The organism is Campylobacter sp. BCW_6873 (assembly GCF_001762365.1).
Lineage (GTDB): Bacteria > Campylobacterota > Campylobacteria > Campylobacterales > Campylobacteraceae > Campylobacter_D > Campylobacter_D jejuni.
The window spans coordinates 41635-62122 of sequence record NZ_MJWS01000049.1 but is presented as its reverse complement, the minus strand read 5'-3'; the positions used below and the strand labels follow the sequence as shown (position 1 = coordinate 62122).

Annotated in this window: 16 protein-coding genes; 9 read left to right on the top strand and 7 right to left on the bottom strand. The window is 32.7% G+C overall.

All coding sequences use genetic code 11. From position 1 onward, the window contains the following. Positions 1 to 52 precede the first annotated feature (52 nt). Together dba and dsbI are read left to right on the top strand one after the other, a co-directional pair. Entirely contained in the window at positions 53 to 220 is a 168-nt protein-coding gene (gene dba / locus AJ932_RS02770; RefSeq protein WP_002779270.1) for a disulfide bond formation protein Dba, read from the top strand. 11 nt (positions 221 to 231) lie between these two features. Then, complete coding sequence (dsbI, locus tag AJ932_RS02765; protein WP_002860863.1) at positions 232 to 1758, top strand: disulfide bond formation protein DsbI; 1527 nt, start codon at positions 232 to 234, stop codon at positions 1756 to 1758. Between the two features lie 20 nt (positions 1759 to 1778). Here the strand turns inward: dsbI and queC are convergent, their stop codons facing one another. Further along, entirely contained in the window at positions 1779 to 2453 is a 675-nt protein-coding gene (queC, locus tag AJ932_RS02760; protein ID WP_002880646.1) for a 7-cyano-7-deazaguanine synthase QueC, read from the bottom strand. Between the two features lie 76 nt (positions 2454 to 2529). Between queC and AJ932_RS02755 the strand changes: the two genes are divergently transcribed. Continuing rightward, positions 2530 to 3756: an HD domain-containing protein gene (locus AJ932_RS02755; protein ID WP_044779735.1), complete on the top strand. Its 1227-nt coding sequence runs from the start codon at positions 2530 to 2532 to the stop codon at positions 3754 to 3756. 91 nt (positions 3757 to 3847) lie between these two features. After that, positions 3848 to 4372, top strand: a complete 525-nt coding sequence (locus AJ932_RS02750; protein ID WP_002860860.1) for a YagU family protein — start codon at positions 3848 to 3850, stop codon at positions 4370 to 4372. Between the two features lie 11 nt (positions 4373 to 4383). Here AJ932_RS02750 and ilvD read toward each other — a convergent pair whose 3' ends face one another. Further along, positions 4384 to 6060, bottom strand: a complete 1677-nt coding sequence (gene ilvD, locus AJ932_RS02745) for a dihydroxy-acid dehydratase (RefSeq protein WP_052949447.1) — start codon at positions 6058 to 6060, stop codon at positions 4384 to 4386. Positions 6061 to 6218: 158 nt separating this feature from the next. Here ilvD and AJ932_RS02740 point away from each other — a divergent pair, with 158 nt between their 5' ends. The 3 genes from AJ932_RS02740 (at position 6219) to AJ932_RS02730 (ending at position 7778) form a co-directional block, all read left to right on the top strand. Then, positions 6219 to 6866: a ferritin family protein gene (locus AJ932_RS02740; protein ID WP_002855562.1), complete on the top strand. Its 648-nt coding sequence runs from the start codon at positions 6219 to 6221 to the stop codon at positions 6864 to 6866. 64 nt (positions 6867 to 6930) lie between these two features. Beyond that, entirely contained in the window at positions 6931 to 7170 is a 240-nt protein-coding gene (locus AJ932_RS02735; RefSeq protein ID WP_044778569.1) for a ComEA family DNA-binding protein, read from the top strand. Between the two features lie 32 nt (positions 7171 to 7202). After that, complete coding sequence (locus AJ932_RS02730; protein ID WP_044778570.1) at positions 7203 to 7778, top strand: ribonuclease HII; 576 nt, start codon at positions 7203 to 7205, stop codon at positions 7776 to 7778. Here AJ932_RS02730 and AJ932_RS02725 read toward each other — a convergent pair whose 3' ends face one another. The 3 genes from AJ932_RS02725 to AJ932_RS02715 form a co-directional block, all read right to left on the bottom strand. After that, positions 7779 to 9224 (bottom strand): glutamate synthase subunit beta, encoded by a 1446-nt coding sequence (locus AJ932_RS02725; RefSeq protein WP_070278429.1) that lies wholly within the window; start codon positions 9222 to 9224, stop codon positions 7779 to 7781. Between the two features lie 9 nt (positions 9225 to 9233). Then, complete coding sequence (gene gltB, locus AJ932_RS02720) at positions 9234 to 13724, bottom strand: glutamate synthase large subunit (protein WP_070278427.1); 4491 nt, start codon at positions 13722 to 13724, stop codon at positions 9234 to 9236. A gap of 134 nt (positions 13725 to 13858) precedes the next feature. Beyond that, a complete protein-coding gene (locus tag AJ932_RS02715) occupies positions 13859 to 15166 on the bottom strand; it encodes a Na+/H+ antiporter family protein (RefSeq protein ID WP_044779740.1) in 1308 nt (435 codons plus the stop codon). Between the two features lie 203 nt (positions 15167 to 15369). Between AJ932_RS02715 and AJ932_RS02710 the strand changes: the two genes are divergently transcribed. Both AJ932_RS02710 and AJ932_RS02705 read left to right on the top strand, forming a co-directional pair. Next, positions 15370 to 16608 (top strand): sulfite oxidase, encoded by a 1239-nt coding sequence (locus AJ932_RS02710; protein ID WP_070278425.1) that lies wholly within the window; start codon positions 15370 to 15372, stop codon positions 16606 to 16608. A 5-nt stretch (positions 16609 to 16613) separates the two neighbouring features. After that, complete coding sequence (locus AJ932_RS02705) at positions 16614 to 16955, top strand: monoheme cytochrome C (protein WP_002857673.1); 342 nt, start codon at positions 16614 to 16616, stop codon at positions 16953 to 16955. A 25-nt stretch (positions 16956 to 16980) separates the two neighbouring features. Here AJ932_RS02705 and gyrB read toward each other — a convergent pair whose 3' ends face one another. Beyond that, the gene (gene gyrB / locus AJ932_RS02700) at positions 16981 to 19290 is read right to left on the bottom strand and encodes a DNA topoisomerase (ATP-hydrolyzing) subunit B (protein ID WP_052859133.1); all 2310 of its coding nucleotides are present in this window, start codon (positions 19288 to 19290) and stop codon (positions 16981 to 16983) included. 29 nt (positions 19291 to 19319) lie between these two features. Continuing rightward, positions 19320 to 20387, bottom strand: a complete 1068-nt coding sequence (gene dnaN / locus AJ932_RS02695) for a DNA polymerase III subunit beta (RefSeq protein WP_002860849.1) — start codon at positions 20385 to 20387, stop codon at positions 19320 to 19322. Between the last annotated feature and the right edge of the window lie 101 nt (positions 20388 to 20488).

Sequence of the window (20488 nt, the reverse complement as noted above, 5' to 3'; positions counted from 1 at the left end):
AATTTATGTTTTTAAAGTAAAATTAACGGTTTTTATTTCATAAGGAGATACTATGGAGTTTCTTGAACTTTTATTAGTTTTAATCGCCTTGATACTGATTATCAAAAAACCAGAAAAAGAAAATTTGGCTTTTGGTTTAGTAATGGTAGCTTGGCTTTTAATGGTTTTTTTCTATGTTGGCCACAAAACAGGCGCACTATTAACAATAATGAATCTGTAAGGGAGGGCTAAATGAACGAAATCAATAAAACAAAAAATTTCTACACACTAATGTGTTTAGCAGGCTTTTTGATCATACTCTTACCTGTAGGTATTGCAAATTTTGTATTTGGTTATATGTTGGGTGATAGTCCCTGCACACTTTGCTGGGGACAAAGAGAAGCAATGATCTTTATCGGTGTGATGGCGCTTTTCATTGTTCGTTATGGTATGAAAGGTAAATACCTTGCTGCTCTTTTAATCATGACAGCAGTAGGCCTTTATCAATCTTTTGCTCACTATGGCAATCACGCTCATAGAGATTTAGATCAAGGTTTTGGTTTAGCAGTTTTTGGTATCCATACTTATTTTTGGGCTGAAGTGGTATTTTGGGCTGTTGTATTGCTTTTAGGTGTGATTTTTGCTTTTGCTCCTAAATTTAATGCTTTTGAAGCAGAATTAAATGGAGAAAAATTTAGAAAATATACGAAATTTTCTCTCGCAGCTGTAGTTATCAGTGCGATTGTAGTAGCTTCAAATGTTTTCCAAGCTTTTGTAAGCACAGGAATTCCTCCTTATGTGGGACAAGGCGATCCTGTAAGATTTAGCTTAAATCCAAAATACATCATTTGGAGTAAAGAAGGTTGGAATGGTTTATGGCAAAATATTTCTTTCTTAGGAAAGCGCGATGTTAAAGCTCCTGACTATGCTTTTGCACCTGCAAGTGAAAAACTTGGCATAAAATTTGATAATGATATCAACAATGCTCCATTTGCAAAAATCAATGATGAGCTTAAAATCACAAATGAACAAACTATAAATTTTGACAAAGCCATCAATACTCTTGATTATATCAACAATGAATTTGTAGCAAGCTCTAAATGGGATGTGGCTTTCTTAGATAATAATTTTAGCGTTAAAGAAGGTTTTGAGCTTGATCCTTATTTTTCAGCTACTATCGATCCAATTATTGGCATCATACCTTATATGAACGATAAATTCATTCTTATGGGCTCAAACAAATCTTTCTTAAGATTTGCAAAAAATCCTAATGCAAGTGAAGAAGATATCGCTAAACAATACGCTGATTTTGTAAAAGGTAATGATAAATTTAAAGGCCAAGGCGAAGGTTTAGGTCGTGGAAGACTTGATACTGTAAGAGCAAAATTTAACCATGTAGCAAGCATGACTACAGATGGAAATTATCTTTATCTTGCAACTGTTCCAAACAACAAAGACGCTAAAACTTTTGTAATCTCTAAAATTTCTTTAAAAGATCGTGTTCTTTCAGGAGAATTTACTCCAAAAGCAAATCTTAAAGAAGGTAAAACTTTAGGCGATCTTTATGTAACTTCTATGACTTTTAAAGATGGAGAAATTTATGCACTAAGCAAAAATCACAATGTGATTGCCGTAATTGATCCAGTTAAGGAAGAAGTAGTAAAAACTATCGCTTTCCCAAGCTCTATCACTAATGCTAGAAGCATTTTCTTTAAAGATGGAAAAATCAACATTCTTTCTTATCAAGATGGAGCAAACAAGCTTTATACTCTAAACTAAGCTTTAAGTCCTAGTGAAAACTAGGACTTATATTTGATCTTATCTTTAAACCCTGCTTTTTCAAAACCTCTTAAACGAAGCAAACAACTATCGCACTCCCCACATGCTTCATCTTCACTCTCATAACAAGACCAAGTAAGTTCTAAAGGTACATTTTCTTTTAAGGCTAGTTCTACAATTTTAGCTTTGTTCAGTCTAACAAGCGGAGTTTTTATACAAACTTTGAAATTCTTACTCGTACCTTCATTGATAAATTCTTGTGCCTTTTGTATAAACTCATCAGTACAGTCAGGATAACCACTGCCATCTTCTTCTACCACCCCTATAAAAATACTCTCACAATTTTCCTTTTCAGCCAAAGATCCTGCTATGCTTAAGAAAATTCCATTGCGAAAAGGCACATAGGTGATAGGTGGGGTATCGCTTATGCAAAGCTCATTTTTAGGAATGTCTATACTTTTATCGGTTAAGGCATTACCCCCTATATCTTTGATAAAACTCACATCTAAAATATAAGATTTTTCTACTTTTAAAGCCTTGCAAATTTGCTTAAAACATTCTCTTTCTTTCTCTTGAGTGCGTTGTTCATAATCAAAATGCAAAGCGATGATTTCATAACCTTCTTTTTTGGCTAGATAAGCACACAAAGTACTATCCATACCGCCACTTATGATACAAAGTGCTTTTTTACTCATTTTTATCCTTAAATTTGCTATAATTTCGCAATTTTAACGAAAATTTTTAAATTTAAATTGCAAAAAAGGCAAAAGCATGATAAACATAAAACTCATAGAACACATTTTTAAAGCCGCTTCTATCAGTCGTTGGAATGATTATCCAAGAATGGCAAATTTGGTTGAGCTTGACAAACAAGCTCATAAATTCATCATCGCATATTTTATCGCTAAAATGGAAAAAGATGTGGATATGAGAGTGATTATAGAAGGGGGAATTTTTGAGTTTTTAAGTCGTGTGGTAGTAACCGATATACGCCCTGATGTGTATCATGAAATCGTGCGTCAAAAAAAAGCTGAAGTTAATGCTTGGGTTTTAAGCAAAATCGAACCTATGATAGAAGATATAGAAGAAGGAGAGTTTTTAAAGCGTTTTGAAGCGTATTTAAACGGCAATGCTTACGCTAAAGAAAGGCTTATCTTAAAAGCAGCTTCGTATTTTGCTACAAGATGGGAATTTAACATAGTTTATCAAACCTCAGCTTTTTTAAATGATATTGATGAGATAAAAAATAAAGTTGAAGAAGAATTAGAAGATTACTATGAGCTTATAGGAGCTAGAAAAATCGCTTTAAATCAAAAAATTGCAAAAATTATTGATCTTAGCGGAAGACTTCGCTTTCAAAAGCGTTGGGCTCAAACTCCACGCATACCAGAAACTGCGGTTTTAGGACATATGCTTGTGGTGGCGATTTTAGGATATTTTTACTCACTAAAAATCAAATCTTGTGATAAAAGACTTGAGAATAATTTTTATTGTGCTTTGTTTCATGATTTGCCAGAGTCTTTAACGCGTGATATTATAAGCCCTGTAAAATATGGCATTGATGGGCTTCATGATATTATAAATGATTATGAAATGAAACTTATTAATGAAAGAATTTTACCCTTCGTTCCTGAGGGTTTAAGGGCTGAGTTTTCTTATATTTTAGGCATTAGAGAAGGTAGAAATGATGAGTCAAATTTTGTAAAAAATGAGTTTGAAAATCGCACTTATAAAAATGCTAAAATAGAACTTTGTAGCGGAAGTTTAAGCTCTTTTAATGAAAATGAATTTGGTGCTATAGATGGTAAGGCGCTTAAATACTGTGATAAAATCGCTGCTTTTATAGAAGCAGGACTTAGTATAAGCTATGGTGTAAAGTCTAAAGAACTTGAAAGTGGTTTTTTAGGAATGCATGAGTTTTTTAAAGAAAATCCTACTATAGATGGGGTAAATTTTTTTGAAATTTGTGAAAGTTTAAGAGAGTATTTTAAAATTTAAATAAGATTTTTATGCTCCTATTTTCAATATATTTTAAACAAAAATATTATAAATTCAAATTTTATTTTGTATAAAATATAAAGGAGTTATTATGAAAAAATACTTTCAAAAGCGCTATACTTTAGCCTTTTTTATAGGTATATTAGCGGGTATTTTCGGAGCTATTGTTAAATGGGGTTGGGAAGTACCTTTTCCTCCAAGAAATCCCAATGTTTTTTGGCCAGCAGATGCTTTAGAACGTGTTACTCCACCTAAAATTTTTCTAGAACAACTAGGCTTACCTACTGATTGGACTTATATGTTTTCAGGTATGCAAATGCCTTTGTCAATTTTTATAGTGCATGTTGGTTTTTCTATTGTTTTTGGAGTGGCTTATTGTATGATAGCGGAAAAATGGCACCGTATTACTATGTGGCAAGGTGCAGTTTTTGGATTTTTTGTTTATCTTTTTGCCCATGTTATTGTAATGCCTTTAATTGCAGAAGTTCCACCACTTTCTGAAATTCCTTTTGATGAACACCTGTCTGAAATTTTTGGACATATTGTTTGGCTGTGGGGCATGGAAATAGTTCGTAGAGATATAAGAAATCGTATAACTAAAGAAATAGAAGAATGAAAGGTTTCCTTTCATTCCATATCCAAAACCGCACCTTTACTAGCATTGCTAACAAGTTTTTGATACATTCTAAGCCATCTTGAAGGCACTTCTTTTTGAGGTAATACAAATTCTTTTTTGCGTTTAGCGATTTCTTCTTCGCTTAAATTTGCATGGATGGTATAAGCATCTACATCAATTTCTATTTCATCTCCATCTTTTAAAAGTCCTATAAGACCACCTTCAGCTGCTTCAGGGGAAATATGACCCACGCTTAAACCCCTTGTAGCCCCGCTAAAACGACCATCGGTGATTAAAGCTACATCAGCGCCCAAACCCATACCCATTAAAAGTGAAGTAGGACTTAACATTTCTTGCATACCAGGGCCACCTTTTGGACCTTCATAGCGTATCACACAAACATTTCCTTTTTGCACCTTGCCTTTGATAATGCCTTTTATAGCTTCATCTTGAGAGTTAAAACAAACAGCTTTGCCTTTAAATTTTCTTTTTCCAACTATTCCTGCGGTTTTTATAACACAACCTTGCTCAGCTAAATTTCCAAACAAAATAGCAAGTCCACCTACTTTTGAGTAAGCATTATCTACTCTACGAATGATATTTTCATCTTTGATTTTGGCATTTTTTAAGCGTTCTTTGAGACTTTCTCCTGTGATAGTCAGTGCATCAAGTTCTAAAATATGTCCTTGTCTGCTTGAAATTTCAGCCATAACTGCACTCACACCTCCTGCTTTGTGGATATCATCCATATAAACACTATTTAGCGATGGGGCTATTTTTGCTATGTGTGCAACTTTGCTTGAGATGAAATTTAAATCTTTAATATCTAGTGCTACCCCTGCTTCACGTGAAATGGCAAGCATGTGTAAAACAGTATTGCTACTTCCACCCATTGCCATATCTACTACCATAGCATTACGCACGGCTTTTTGAGTGATGATATTGCGAATTTTAAAACGCTCATCTAAGGCGATTTCACAAATACGACGCGCTGCTTTTCTTAAAAGCTCTTCTCTTTCTTTGCTTAAAGCTAAAATGGTTCCATTACCTTCTAGTGCTATACCCATAGCTTCGCATAAGGTATTCATGGAATTTGCCGTAAACATTCCCGAGCAAGATCCACCACTTGGACAGGCTGAACATTCTATGTCTTTAAATTCTTCTTCGCTAATTTTTTTGGCTTCATAAGCCCCTACAGCTTCAAAAACAGAGCTAAGACTGATCTTTTCTCCTTTTTTGGTTACTCCTGAAGCCATAGGCCCACCACTTACAAAAATGGTTGGAACATTAACCCTTAAAGCTCCCATTAACATACCAGGAGTGATTTTATCGCAGTTTGGGATACAGATTAAAGCATCGAGTTGATGAGCATTCATCACTGTTTCAATGGAATTTGCGATAATTTCACGACTTGGTAAAGAATAAAGCATACCTTCATGCCCCATAGCTATACCATCATCTACACCTATGGTATTAAACTCAAAAGGCACACAACCATTTTTGCGTATCTCATCTTTAATGATTTTAGCATAATCATTTAAAAAATAATGCCCTGGGATTATGTCTATATAGCTATTTGCTACACCTATAAAAGGTTTGTCAAAATCTTCATCTTTCAAACCACAAGCACGAAGTAAAGAACGATTAGGTGCTTTTAAATGTCCTTTTTTTATCGCATCGCTTCTCATTGTAACTCCTGATAATAATTTTTTAAAATTATATTTAGCAAAGCTTAATTTTTGTGAAATTTATTTTGATATACATTTTCATAAATGATAAAAATTATTAATTGACAAAAATATTTTTTTATAATACAATGCTTTTTGATAATCAAAAAGGAGTCAAAATGAGACAATATGAAACCTATAAATGCCAAAAATGTGGCAATGAAGTAGAAGTTCAAAATGTAGGCGGTGGTAAACTTAGTTGTTGTGGTGAAGAAATGAAATGTATCACTACAGATTTAACTGCAGTAAATTTGATGAAAGCTTTTGCAGGCGAATCTATGGCAAGAAACAAATACGATTTGTTTGCTGATGTAGCTGAAGAAGAAGGTTGGCACGCGGTTGCTAGACATTTTAGAGAAGCAGCTGAAAATGAAAAATGGCATGCAAGAGCAGAATTTAAAGCTTATCATGAAATCGTTGATGGCAAACCTTTAGAGGTAACTACAAAAAATCTAGTAAGTGCTGCAGAAGGTGAAAACTATGAGCACACAACTATGTATCCAAATTTTGCAAAAATTGCTGAAGATGAAGGCAAAAAGGCTATAGCGAGATTATTTACAGCTATTGGCAAAGTAGAAATCGAACACGAAAGAGAATATCTAGCGCTTAAAAAAATGCTTGAAGAAGAAGAATTTTTTAATAGCGAAGTAGAAGAATTATGGGTTTGTGAAGTATGCGGACATATACATCGTGGTAAAAAAGCTCCAGCAGCCTGTCCTTTATGTAAAGCACCAAAAGAGTATTTTAAACGCGAATTTTTGGGTTAAGTTAAGAAATTCTTATCCTTTTTAAGATAATATTACAATTATTTTTTAATAAAAGGATAATAAAATGAAAAAATTACTATTTTTATTTTTTGCTTTAACGGCTTTTCTCTTTGGTGCTGTAAATATCAACACTGCAACGCTAAAAGAATTAAAAAGTTTAAATGGTATTGGCGAAGCTAAGGCTAAAGCAATTTTAGAATACCGCAAAGAAGCAAATTTTACAAGTATTGATGATCTTAAAAAAGTTAAAGGCATAGGTGATAAGCTTTTTGAAAAAATCAAAAATGATATCATAGTAGAATAAAAGGGCATTTTTGCCCTTCTTTTTAGAAAAATTTGAAAACTTTATTTGACACAAAAGAACTTTTAAACGAATTTGACATAAATTTAATTGGTATTGATGAAGCAGGACGCGGTGCTTTGGCAGGTCCTATGATGATGGCAGCTTGCAAACTGAACAAAAAACTTCATGGGTTGTGTGATTCTAAAAAACTAAGCGAAAAAAAACGCGAAGAACTTTATGAAATCATCATCAAAAATTCAAACTATCTCATACTTGCTTTTTCTTCAGAGCAAATCGACGCACTAGGCTTAAGCACTTGTTTAAAAACAGGCTTAAAGCTTATAAAAAAGCATTTTAAAACAGAAAATAACTTCTTATATGATGGAAAGACCAACCTAGGTATAAATGGGATAAAAACACAAATCAAAGCCGATACTAGCATTTTGCAAGTAAGTGCAGCTAGCATACTTGCAAAAGTTAGTAAAGATAGGGTGATGAATTTCTTAGCTAAAGACTTTCCTTGTTATGAATTTGAAAAAAACAAAGCCTATGGCACAAAAGCTCATAAAGAACTTATAGCTAAATTTGGAATTTGCAAACTCCACCGAAAAAGTTTTAAACTTTTATGATTATTTTGCTAAATTTTGATGCAAACTCAAAGCACATTCTATACCATCTTTTATAGCCCAAACAACTAAAGATTGTCCTTTTCTAGCATCTCCACAAGCAAAGATTTTTTTATGAGTGGTTTGGAAATTTTCTGTGCTTATGTTGTTTTTCTCATCTAATTTCACTCCAAAATTTTTAGAGATAGCTTCTTCGCACCCGCTAAAACCCATAGCTAAAAGCACTAAATCCGCTTTATAAGTTTTTTTAGAATTTGAAAATTCGACATTTATAGCTTTGCCTTCTTTAAACTCGCGTTTTAAATCATTTGCTTCAACGCCTTCTACATGAGTTTTTCCTAAAAATTTCTTTGTCATTTTTTGATATTCCCTAGGATCTTTGCCATATACAGCAATGGCTTCTTCTAAACCATAATCAGTAGTAAAAATGTCAGCTTTTAAAGGCCAAGGATTGTTTTGGCTTCTTTGCAAAGGTCTTTTTGGACTTCTTTCAAAACGCACTATAGATTTAGCCCCTTGTCTTGTCGCTACAGCGATACAATCCACACTTGTATCCCCACTTCCTATAACCAAGACATTTTTACCTTTGGCCGTATCTGCACCCTTGCCTGTTTTTAACAAAGTTTTGGTATTTTGCGTTAAAAAATCAAGGGCAAATTCAACCCCTTTTAGCTTTCTACCTTCTATATCAAGATCTATAGGCTTACTTGCTCCTGTACAAAGCACCAAAGCATCAAATTCTTTTAGAAGTTTTGAAACCTTATCTTTGCTGTCTATATTTTCATTCACTTTAAATTCAATCCCGCTTTTTTTAAGCAAATCCACCCGTCTTTGAACTATACTTTTATCAAGCTTCATATCAGGGATGCCATACATCAAAAGTCCGCCTATTTTATCGCTTCTTTCAAAAACACTTACTTTATAACCTAGTGAATTTAAAGTATTAGCACAAGCAAGTCCAGCGGGTCCACTTCCTATGATAGCGATTTTTTTGCCATTGTATTGCTTAGGTTTATTTACTCTTACTAAATTTTCCTTAAAAGCATTTTCTATAATGGATAATTCATTATTTTTGATGCTCACGCTTACACCATTTATCGCACACACACAAGAATCTTCACAAGGAGCAGGGCAAACACGACCGGTAAATTCAGGAAAAGGATTAGTAAGTTCAAGTCTTTCATAAGCTTCTTTCCATAAAGAATGATAAATAAGATCGTTCCATTCAGGAATGAGATTGTTTAAAGGACAGCCTATATCTTTTCCTTCGCTCATCACGCCCGTATGACAAAAGGCCACACCACAATCCATACATCGTCCGCCCTGAATTTCTTGTTCTTTTTTATCCAAAGGTATAGTAAATTCTTTGTAATTTAAAATCCTTTCTTTAGGAGCAATTTTTTTAAAATCCATTCTTTTAAAGTCTAAAAAACCTCTTGCATTTCCCATTTTTACTCCTTATTTTTGCGTGATTTTCAAAAATGCTGCTAAATTTGGATCTTTTTCATTTTTACAAAGATCAAGCATTTTTAACATCTTTTCATAATCTCTTGGCATGACTTTAAAAAAGTCTTTTTTATCGAATTTTTCTAAAATATCTTTAGCCTTTTTAGAATCTGTATAAGCGATATGTTTTTCTATCACAGCTTTTAATTCTTTTTCATCCTTAGCATTAAGATCTTTAATATCCACAAGCTCGGTATTTACATGAGCTTCATTGTGTCTTCCAAAAATATAAACAACGCCCCCACTCATACCAGCAGCGAAATTCGCACCCACATCTCCAAGAACTACAACTTGCCCACCTGTCATATATTCACAACCATGCACGCCTGTTCCTAAAACCACAGCCAAAGCTCCTGAATTTCTTACACAAAATCTTTCCCCTGCTATACCATCTAAATACACTTCACCCTCAGTTGCTCCATATAAACAAGCATTTCCTGCGATGATATTTTCTTCAGGCGAAAAAGTAGCTTCATTTGAAATTTTTGCTATGATTTTGCCACCACTTAAACCCTTGCCTAAATAATCATTGCTATCGCCTATAATCTCAAGTTTAATGCCCTTTAACAAAAACGCTCCAAAGCTATTACCTGCATTGCCTATAGCTTTGATATGGATACTATCTTCATCTAAAGCATCTTTTCCATAAGTTTTTAAAATTTCACTTGAAAGCATAGTTGCAAAAGTACGACTTTGATTTCCTACTTCTAAAGAAAGTTTGATAGGCTCTTTTTTCTCCACAGCATTTTTACAAAGTGGTAGTAAAATTCTATAATCAATCGTTTTTTCAAGTTTATTGTCTTTATAATCTTTAAAATGCACAGCGGTTCTATTATAAGTAGGCAAGGATTTTAAAATTTTATCTAAATTTAGCTTTCCTGCTTTACCTTGCACACTTTTTTGGCGGAGTTTATCCACGCGACCTATCATATCATCTAGGCGTTCAAAACCAAGCCTTGCCATGTATTCTCTAAGTTCCTCGGCTATAAAATACATGAAATTAATCACATCATCTACTTTGCCTTTGAAACGATCTCTAAGTTCTGTATCTTGAGTGGCTATACCAAAAGGACAGGTATTTAGATGACAAACTCTCATCATTGTACAACCTAAAACAATCAAAGGCGCGGTTGCAAAACCAAATTCTTCAGCTCCTAAAAGTGCTGCTATGGCTAAATCACGCCCATTCATAAGCTTTCCATCAGTTTCTAATCTTACCCTATCTCTAAGCTTATTTAAGATCAAAGTTTGATGCGTTTCAGCTAAGCCTAACTCCCAAGGAATTCCAGCATGCGGTATAGAAGTTCTAGGACTTGCACCCGTACCTCCATCATAACCTGAAACAAGGATTAAATTCGCACCTGCCTTAGCCACACCTGCAGCAACCGTTCCTATGCCATTTTCGCTTACAAGTTTTACTGAAATTTTAGCGTCTTTGTTCGCATTTTTTAGGTCATAAATAAGTTGAGCCAAATCCTCAATAGAATAAATATCATGATGAGGAGGTGGGGAAATCAGCGTCACACCTGCAGTAGAATGTCTAGCCTTAGCTATCCAAGGATAGACTTTAAAGCCCATTAATTGTCCGCCCTCACCTGGTTTTGCACCTTGAGCGACTTTGATTTGAATTTCTTTTGCATGACTTAAGTAGTTTAAATCCACGCCAAAACGCCCACTTGCTACTTGCTTAATGGCTGAGTTTTTATCCACACCCTCTTTGATTTCATAGCGTTCTTCATCCTCACCACCTTCACCTGAATTTGATTTAGCACCTATTTTATTCATAGCCTGTGCTAAACACTCGTGTGCTTCTTTAGAAATAGAACCATAACTCATCGCCCCTGTTCTAAAGCGTTTAACTATACTTTCTACGCTTTCAACCTTATCTATACTGATAGCTTCACTAAAATCAAATTCCATCAAAGAACGCAAATTAACTTGTTTTTCATCTACTAAAGCCGAGTATTTTTTAAAGCTTTTATAGTCTTTGTTGCGGCAGGCTTGCTGAAGATTAAAAATCACAAGCGGATCGATTAAATGTTCTTCTTTAGCACTTCTAAAACCATGAATTCCTTTAGAATCTAAAGCCTTATGTGTATCGTTAAAAGCATATTTGTGTAAAGCAATGAGCTCTTTTTCAAAATCTTCTAAATCCATACCTTCAATGCGTGAAGTTGTAGAAGTGAAGTATTTATCAATCACCTTAGAGCTTAAGCCCAGACATTCAAAAAGTGCAGAGCCATTATAACTTTGCAAGGTAGAAACTCCCATTTTAGAAGCAATTTTGACTATGCCACTTGAACTTGCCTTGATGAAATTTTCTACCGCCTTTTCATAACTTAAATTTAAATCTTTATTGGCAATGAGTTTTTGTATGCTCTCATAAACCAAATAAGGATTAATAACAGTCGCACCATAGCCTAAAAGACATGCAAAATGATGAATTTCTCTAGGTTCACCACTTTCGATGATAAGACTTGTGTGTGTTCTTAAATTTTTTCTTACTAGATGATTATGCACTCCAGAAACAGCAAGCAAAGCGGGGATATAAGCGTTTTTTTCATCCACTCCTTTATCGCTTAAAATGATAATAGAAACACCTTTTTTAACCTCATCTTCTATCTTAACACAAAGTTCATCTAAAGCCTTTTCTAAAGTTTTTTTAGAATAATCATAAAGTATAGAAAATTCTTTAACTTGAAATTTATTTAAAGCCTTAACTTCAAAAAGTTCTTCATTACTTATCACAGGCAAGGCTATTTTTACACGTTTTGCATTGTTTTCATCGGGTTTTAATAAATTGCCTTCGCTTCCTAGATAAATCCTTGTAGAAGTAACGATCTCTTCTCTTATGGCATCAAGGGGAGGATTAGTTACTTGTGCAAAAAGTTGTTTAAAATAATTATACAAAGGTTGATAAGTTTTAGAAAGTATAGCCAAAGGAGTATCTACACCCATAGCTGCTATAGCTTCTTTACCATTTTGAGCCATAGCAGCCACACTCATTTTAAGCTCATCATAACTCCAACCAAAAGCTTTTTGAAGTTTTAAAACCTCATCTTCTTTTAAAAACTGATGTTTATAAACTCCGCTTTTTTGTTTTTCAAGTTCAACTAAATTTTTAAGCCATTTTTTATAAGGCTTAGCATTAGCATAATGCTCTTTGATTTCATTATCAGCTATAACCCTACCTCTTGCTGTATCAACGAGTAAAAGTTTTCCAGGTTCTAAGCGTTTTTTAGCTTTGATATTTTTTTCATCAAGTTTTAAAGCCCCTGTTTCACTTGAAAGTATGAGCATATCATCTTTTGTAAGATAATACCTTGAAGGACGAAAACCATTTCTATCCAAACTCGCCCCCATAATCACTCCATCAGTAAAAACTATAGCAGCAGGTCCATCCCAAGGCTCCATCAATAAAGAATGATACTCATAAAAAGCACGCTTTTTGCTTTCCATATTTTCATTTTTATGCCAAGGTTCTGGCACCATCATCATAAAAGCTTCTTCTAAAGTGCGACCATTTAGAGCTAAAAATTCTAAAGTATTATCAAACATTGCAGAATCACTGCTAGGCTTAGCTATGATGGGAAAAATTTCATCTAAATTTTCAAAATACTCACTTTGCATCAAACCTTCTCTAGCTCTTATACTATCAACATTTCCGCGTATGGTATTAATCTCTCCATTATGCACCATATAGCGGTTTGGATGTGCTCTTTCCCAACTTGGAAAGGTATTAGTCGAAAAGCGAGAATGCACCAAAGCGATGGCTGATTTCATATTGACATCTTTAAAATCAAGATAAAAATCGCTCAATTGAGTTGAAAGAAGCATTCCTTTATAAACTATGGTACGTGAAGAAAAACTTGAAAAATAAAATTTTGGCACATTAATAGCTCTTTTTTCTATAAGGCGACGCGTACTATAAAGCACTCTTTCAAACTCAAGTCCTGCACTTATTTTACTTGGTTTTTTCACAAAGGCTTGTAAAAAATAAGGCATAGCTTTTAAAGCACTTGCACCTATATCACTAGGATTAAAAGGCACTTCTCTAAAACCTAAAAATTCAAGTTTTTTATCCTTTAAACCTTGTAAAAATATTTCTTTTGCTTCTTCTTTTGCATCAGTATTGGGTGATAAAAACATCTGTGCTACAGCATAATTACCCTTTTTAGGAAGTTCAAAACCCAATTCTTGAGTTTTAAAAAAATCATGTGGAATTTGGATCAAAATCCCCGCCCCATCACCTGAATTTTCTTCAGCTCCTGCACCACCTCGGTGCTCAAGATTCATCAAAATTTCTAAAGCATCACAAATAACCTTATAAGAGGCAATACCGCGTATATTAGCAATTGCAGCGATACCGCAGGCATCATGTTCGTTCTTTGGATGATATAAACCTATGCTTTGATTACTTTCTAGGATATTTTCTAAATCCATTCTGCTCTCCTTATAAGACTGATTTAAATTTTGTTAGCTTTATAAAGGATTATAGCATATATTTTTTTAAAATCGATATAATTTTTATCTTAAAAATAAATAAATTAAAAAATATTTTGATAGATTTGTAAAAATTATAAAAACATGGCGATAATACTACCTAAAATCAATAATGAGCCATTATAAAAAATAAAAGTTGGTATGCAAGTATCTTTAATGTGATCGTGTTGTTTATCAGCATTTAATCCTACAGTAGTTCCCATGGTTGTTTCACTAGCTGGACTTCCTGCATCTCCTAAAGCTCCTGCTACTCCTAAGATAAATATAATAAGTGCTGTACTAAAACCAAGTTCCAAACAAATAGGACAAAAAAGCGTAGCTATGATAGGTATAGTTCCAAAAGAAGTACCTATACCCATAGTGATGATAAGTCCTATTAAAAGCATAAAAAATACTGCTAAAAATTTACTTTGTTCCATCCAAGGAACGACTGAATTTACAAGCTCTACTACTGATCCACTTTCTTTTAAAACTTCTCCATATCCTGCAGCAACAAGGATAACAAAAGCTATAAAACCCATCATTTTAAGCCCATCATCAAAAACTTCATTGACTTTTGAAAATTCAACTCCACCCAAAATAACCATTAAAACAAAACCCAAAAGCCCTGATAAAGGTAAATTCATAGTCAAAATTTGCAAAATTAAAGTTAAAACAAGCCCAGCTAAAACGCCCCATTCCTTACGAGTCATTTCAAGATTTTCTAAATTTACTTTAGCAATTTCTACTTCTTGATACTCTCTTGGCTTACGATAAAACACAAAAAGCGCTAGAAAAAGTCCTGTTATCATACAAATAGCAGCAAAATACATAGTATTTGTAACATCATTTAAAGATACACTTACATTATTTGCATTTAAATTATCTTTTAAAAGATCTTGAAAAGTAAGTCCAAAGCCTACTGGCAAAACCATATAAGGCGTAGTAAGTCCAAAAGTTAAAGCACAAGCAACCGCTCTACGATCAATTTTAAGTTTATTAAAAAGACTTAAAAGAGGTGGAATTAACAAAGGTATAAAAGCCACATGAATAGGAATTAAATTTTGAGAAAAACAAGAAATCAAAGCTATAGACAAAAGCAATAAATATTTTTTATGAGATATAAAATGGCTTACTATCTTAATCAAATATGCAGTTAAATTTGTCTTTGAAATCGCTGCGGCAATGGCCCCTAAGAGTATATAGCTAAGAGCTGTTTTTAAATTTTCCTTCATTCCGCTTATAAGTATATTCATAGTATCTACGAGTTCAAGATGAGAAAATACACCTGCAACAAGAGCTGAAATCAAAAGACTCAAAAGCACATTAAAACGAAACAAACAAAGTAAAGTCATCAAAACAACACTGATAATGATAGGATTAGTAAGTAAAGTCAAAATCATTCCTTAAATAATTTTAAAAATTTAATTGTAGAAAAAACTTAGTTAAAATGTAATAAAACTCGAACATATGATGATTTTATTTAATATGTAAAATTATAAAAATAATTAATTTTTTTAATTTAAATAATTAATATAATTAATTATTTAAATTTTTAAAATTTATAATAAAATAAAAGATTATATAAATATTTAAGGATATTTCAATGAAACAGAACGATCAAAAAGAAAATCGTAGAGACTTTCTAAAAAATATAGGACTTGGTTTATTTGGCATTAGTGTATTGTCAAATTTTTCTTTTGAGAATTTTTTAGGAAGTAAGGCTTTGGCAAAAGAATTACCTGATTTTAAAATAGAAGGTAAAAAAGATCTTATCTATCATGGTGAAAAACCATTAACAGCAGAAACTGAAATTTATGCTCTTGATTCTGATTTTACAAAATCTGAAAATTTCTTTGTTAGAAATAATGGCTTACCACCAAGCCTAGAAACGATAAAAGAAAGACTTCATAAAGGTTGGACTTTAGAAATCGATGGAGAAAGTATTATCAATAAAAAATCTTACACCATAGAAGATTTAAAAAAGAAATTTAAAACCTATACTTATGCCTTAACAGTTGAATGCGGTGGAAATGGTAGATCTGAAGTTATACCTAGCACAAAAGGAACTCAATGGGGTTATGGTGCAGTAGCTTGTGGTAGATGGACAGGAGTGCGTTTAAAAGATATTTTAAAAGATTGTGGCATCAAAAATGATGCGGTTTATATCGGATATTATGGCATAGATACAAAATTAAATGGTGAAGAAACTTCACCTATTAGTAGAGGAGTTCCTATTTCTAAAGCTTTACAAGATGAAACTCTAATAGCTTGGGCTTATGAAGGCAAAGATATTCCTTTAGTCAATGGCTATCCACTTAGACTTGTTTGTGGTGGTTACCCTGCAAGTACAAGCGGTAAATGGCTTTATAAAATTTCAGTAAGAAATAAAATTCATGATGGTGAAAAAATGGAAGGTTCTTATAAAGTTCCTGTAAATCCGGTAAAACCAGGAGATTTTAACTATAAAGGCGAGATGAAAATCATAGAATCAATGCCTATAAGATCTGTAATTACTAATATCAAAAATGGTTCTGAAATAAAAGCAAATAAAAAATTTGAAGTTAGAGGTAAAGCTTGGGCTGGAGAACTTGAAGTTAGTGAAGTTTATGTAAGCAATGATTATGGCGTAACATGGACTAAAGCAAAGGTAGAAAAACCATTAAATAGATTAGCATGGCAAAAATGGAGTGCTCAAATATCAATACCAACAAAAGGATATTATGAAATTTGGGCAAGAGCTATCGATAGTCAAGGTAACAGTCAACCTATGGTTTTAGCACAGTGGAATCCAGGAGGATATATCAATAATGCATGCCATAGAGTTAATGTTTATGGAGTTTAAGAATGGTGAAAAAAATTATATTGATCTTAGCATTGTTTTTAAGTGCAAGTTGGGCTCAAAATCTTGAAATTAACCCTGATACAGGATTGATTATCGATCCTGATTCACCTTTAGTGGAAGCAAATTGTTTAGCTTGTCATGGATCCAATCTCATTACCAATATGCACGCAAGTAGAAAAGCTTGGTTAGCAGCTATAAGATGGATGCAAGATAGTGAAGGACTTTGGGAAATAGAACCTGAAGATGAAGAAAAAATTTTAAATTATCTTGAAAAATATTATGGAGAAAAATACGATACAAGAAGAAGAATTCCTCTAGCTATATTCTTACAAAACAAAACTCATTGAAGAAATCATTTCTTCAATGATAAATTTACACATCCAAATGTTTTACATCTTTAGCGTGTGCTTGGATATAATCGCGTCTTGGTTCAACTTCATCGCCCATAAAGAGATTAAAGGTATCGTTTGCACTTTGTGCATCTTCAATAGTAATTTTTAAAAGTCTTCTTACACTTGGATCCATTGTGGTTTCCCAAAGTTGCTCAGGATTCATTTCTCCTAAACCTTTATAGCGTTGTATAGTAGCACCTTTTTTAGCATTGGTTTCAACATCTTCAAGAACTTCTAAAATATCTTTATCAAATTCCAAGCCTCTATCTTTAATCTTATCAAAAATATAACTTGCTTCTTCATATAGTGGATGAGTGAAAAGTTCTTCATTGATCACAAGTTCTTCTAGGCCATTTTGAGTTTGAACAAAAGCTCGAATTTCATTTTCGTTGATATAATGATTTAAGATATTATATCCTTGTGTTTCTAAAAATTGTTTGATTACACTAAATAATTCTTCATTATTTGCTTTAGCTAAATTTGAATTTTCTATCATATAGCGTATCACAGAAATCACATTAAAACGCTTTTCAAGATCTTTTAAAATTGCACGATAAGCTGCAACGATTTTTAAATAATCTTTTAAATCATTCATTCCTATACCTTCATAATTTAAACCTTCTATTCCCGTTTCTATCAGGTATTCGCTCAAAGCTTTTTCATCTTTTAAATAAATTTGCTTTTTAGCTTTTTTATAAAGATATAAAGGCGGTTGTGCTAAATAAATATGTCCATTTGTCACAAGTTCATTCATAAAACGGAAGAAGAAAGTTAAAAGCAAGGTTTGTATATGTGATCCATCAACATCCGCATCTGTCATGATGATGATTTTATGATATCTAAGTTTTGAAAGATCAAAATCTTCACCTATACCACAGCCAAAAGCGGTAATCATATTTTGAATTTGCTCAGATTTTAAAATTTTATCCAGTCTTGCTTTTTCAACATTTAAAATTTTACCACGCAAAGGCAATATAGCTTGGAAAGATCTTTCTCTACCTTGTTTTGCAGAACCTCCTGCAGAATCCCCTTCCACAAGATAAATTTCACTTTCACTTGGATCTTTACTTTGACAATCAGCTAATTTCCCTGGTAAAGTTCCTACGCTTAAACTTTCTTTTTTACGCGTTAATTCTCTGGCTTTTTTCGCTGCTTCTCTACCACGAGCAGCCATTAAAGCTTTGTTCATTATAGCTTTAGCTTCGATAGGATTTTCTTCAAAATATTTAGTCAAGTACTCAAAACTTGCTTTTGAAACTATAGGACGCACATAAGTTGAACCAAGTTTTCCTTTGGTTTGTCCTTCAAATTGTGGTTCAGGCACCTTTACACTCACAACAGCGATTAAACCTTCACGCACATCTTCACCCGTGATTTTATTATCTTTTTCTCTAGCACTTGCATTTGCTTCTATATAGTTACTTATCACACGAGTTAAGCCCATTCTAAAACCAGCTTCGTGTGTTCCACCATCTGGAGTTTTGATATTATTTACAAAAGAGAGTAAATTTTCGCTATAAGTATCATTGTAAAGCAAAGCTACTTCAACATTCACATCTTCTTCATCTACGCTAAAGAAAATTGCTTTAGTTAAAGCTTCTTTTTTATTTAAGTCTGTAACAAACTGAGAAATTCCACCTTCAAAGTGAAAACTTTCATGTTTGCCTACGCGGTTATCTTTAAAATTTATAGTGATTTTTGGATTTAAGTATGCAAGTTCACGAAATCTTTTAGCCAAAATTTCATAATCAAATTCAGTCACTTCAAAAATTTGATCATCAGGCCAAAATTCTATAGTTGTTCCTGTCTTTTTACTTTTTCCTATCACACCAAATTCACTGATAACTTTACCTTCTGAAAATTCTTGACGATAAATTTCTCCATTTCTTTCAACTGTAGCTACAAGTTTTTTAGAGAGTGCATTTACAACCGAAACCCCAACACCGTGCAAACCACCTGAAACTTTATAAGTATCTTTATCGAATTTTCCCCCTGCATGAAGGACAGTTAAAACAACGGTTAAAGTTGGCATATTTTCAGTTGGGTGCATATCAACAGGAATACCACGACCATTATCACTAACTATACAGCTTCCTTCAGTAGTGATTTCTACATCTATAGTATCACAATGTCCTGCCATAGCTTCATCGATAGAATTATCCACAACTTCATAAATCATATGATGAAGTCCGCCTATGTTTGTATCTCCTATATACATACCTGGGCGTTTTCTAACAGCTTCTAGGCCTTTTAGGACTTTAATATTACTCGCACCGTAATTTTCTTGCATATTTTTCCTTTATCTTTTACTTGTTCTTATTATAAAACCATAGGCATGATAATCATTGATAGTCCTTGGGATTTGACTATAAATGCTGAATTAGGTTCATTTACACTTAAAGTGAATTTTTCTTCTTCTATAGAAGTTAAGAAGTCAAGTAAATATTTGATTTTTATAGTAAGATTAAATTCTTCACTCACTCCTGTTTGAATTTCAAGCTCTGTTTTTGCTTCCATATTGTCTAAACTTATACCTTCAAAGATGATTTTATCTTTGTTAAAATGAAGTTTCATTTTTTCAGTTACAACGCTGATTTTTTTAAGACTATCTATAAAATCTTCAGTTGAAAAGCTAAGTTCTTGTTTGAAAGTTTTTGGTATAACTTTTTCATAATCTGGAAATTTATCGTTAATAAGTTTTGTAAAGAATTCAAAGTTTTCATTTTTAGCGATGAGCATATTTTGATCATAAAAGATTTCTATTTTTTCATAGAAAAGTTTTTGCATTTCCATGATAGCTTTTTTAGGGATACTAAAACTAAATTCTTGATTATTCGCTTTTTCTAGAGTATAGATTGCAAGGCGTTTTGTATCAGTTCCTACGAAGTTAATTTTATCTGTTTTTATATCTAAAAATGCACCATTTAAGGAGTATTTTGGGTTGTTTGTATCAATACTTGGTAATATCTTTTTAAGAGAACGGCTTAAATCACTTGAATCAATGTCAAATTGGTTTTTTCCTTCTGTATTTGGAAAATTTGGAAAATCTTCATGATTAAACATAGGAAGTTTGTATTTTGTACTTTTTTGTCTTATAAATAAAAAATTATCAATGGTTTCTAAAACAACTTCTTCATTGTTTAAGCTTTTAATAACATCTGCAATACTTTTTGCATTTGCAGTAGCAAAACCACTTGATTCTACGCGGATTTTTTTTATCTTATAGTTGATACCTATTTCATAATCACTAGCTCTAATAAGAAGTTTATCTTCATCAGCATGAAAAAAAAGATGAGAAGTAATAGTGCTTGAGTCTTTTTTTTCTACATAAGCATTACATAAAATCACTGCAGATTCTAAAGTATTTTTATTGATACTTAACTTCATTTTTTCTCCTTGGTTTATTTTAATTTTAAATTCGTTGTAATAATAAGCTTGTTGAAATTGTGAAATTCTTCAAAGCAAAATAATCAAATTTGTATTTTATC

Coding starts and splice junctions, on each gene's coding strand:
- queC (WP_002880646.1), bottom strand. CDS start 2,453: ATGAGTAAAAAAGCACTTTGTATCATAAGTGGCGGTATGGATAGTACT.
- AJ932_RS02735 (WP_044778569.1), top strand. CDS start 6,931: ATGAAAAAATTACTATTTTTATTTTTTGCTTTAACGGCTTTTCTCTTT.
- ilvD (WP_052949447.1), bottom strand. CDS start 6,060: ATGAGAAGCGATGCGATAAAAAAAGGACATTTAAAAGCACCTAATCGT.
- AJ932_RS02715 (WP_044779740.1), bottom strand. CDS start 15,166: ATGATTTTGACTTTACTTACTAATCCTATCATTATCAGTGTTGTTTTG.
- gyrB (WP_052859133.1), bottom strand. CDS start 19,290: ATGCAAGAAAATTACGGTGCGAGTAATATTAAAGTCCTAAAAGGCCTA.
- dnaN (WP_002860849.1), bottom strand. CDS start 20,387: ATGAAGTTAAGTATCAATAAAAATACTTTAGAATCTGCAGTGATTTTA.
- gltB (WP_070278427.1), bottom strand. CDS start 13,724: ATGGATTTAGAAAATATCCTAGAAAGTAATCAAAGCATAGGTTTATAT.
- AJ932_RS02740 (WP_002855562.1), top strand. CDS start 6,219: ATGAGACAATATGAAACCTATAAATGCCAAAAATGTGGCAATGAAGTA.
- AJ932_RS02755 (WP_044779735.1), top strand. CDS start 2,530: ATGATAAACATAAAACTCATAGAACACATTTTTAAAGCCGCTTCTATC.
- AJ932_RS02725 (WP_070278429.1), bottom strand. CDS start 9,224: ATGGGAAATGCAAGAGGTTTTTTAGACTTTAAAAGAATGGATTTTAAA.
- AJ932_RS02750 (WP_002860860.1), top strand. CDS start 3,848: ATGAAAAAATACTTTCAAAAGCGCTATACTTTAGCCTTTTTTATAGGT.
- dba (WP_002779270.1), top strand. CDS start 53: ATGGAGTTTCTTGAACTTTTATTAGTTTTAATCGCCTTGATACTGATT.
- dsbI (WP_002860863.1), top strand. CDS start 232: ATGAACGAAATCAATAAAACAAAAAATTTCTACACACTAATGTGTTTA.
- AJ932_RS02710 (WP_070278425.1), top strand. CDS start 15,370: ATGAAACAGAACGATCAAAAAGAAAATCGTAGAGACTTTCTAAAAAAT.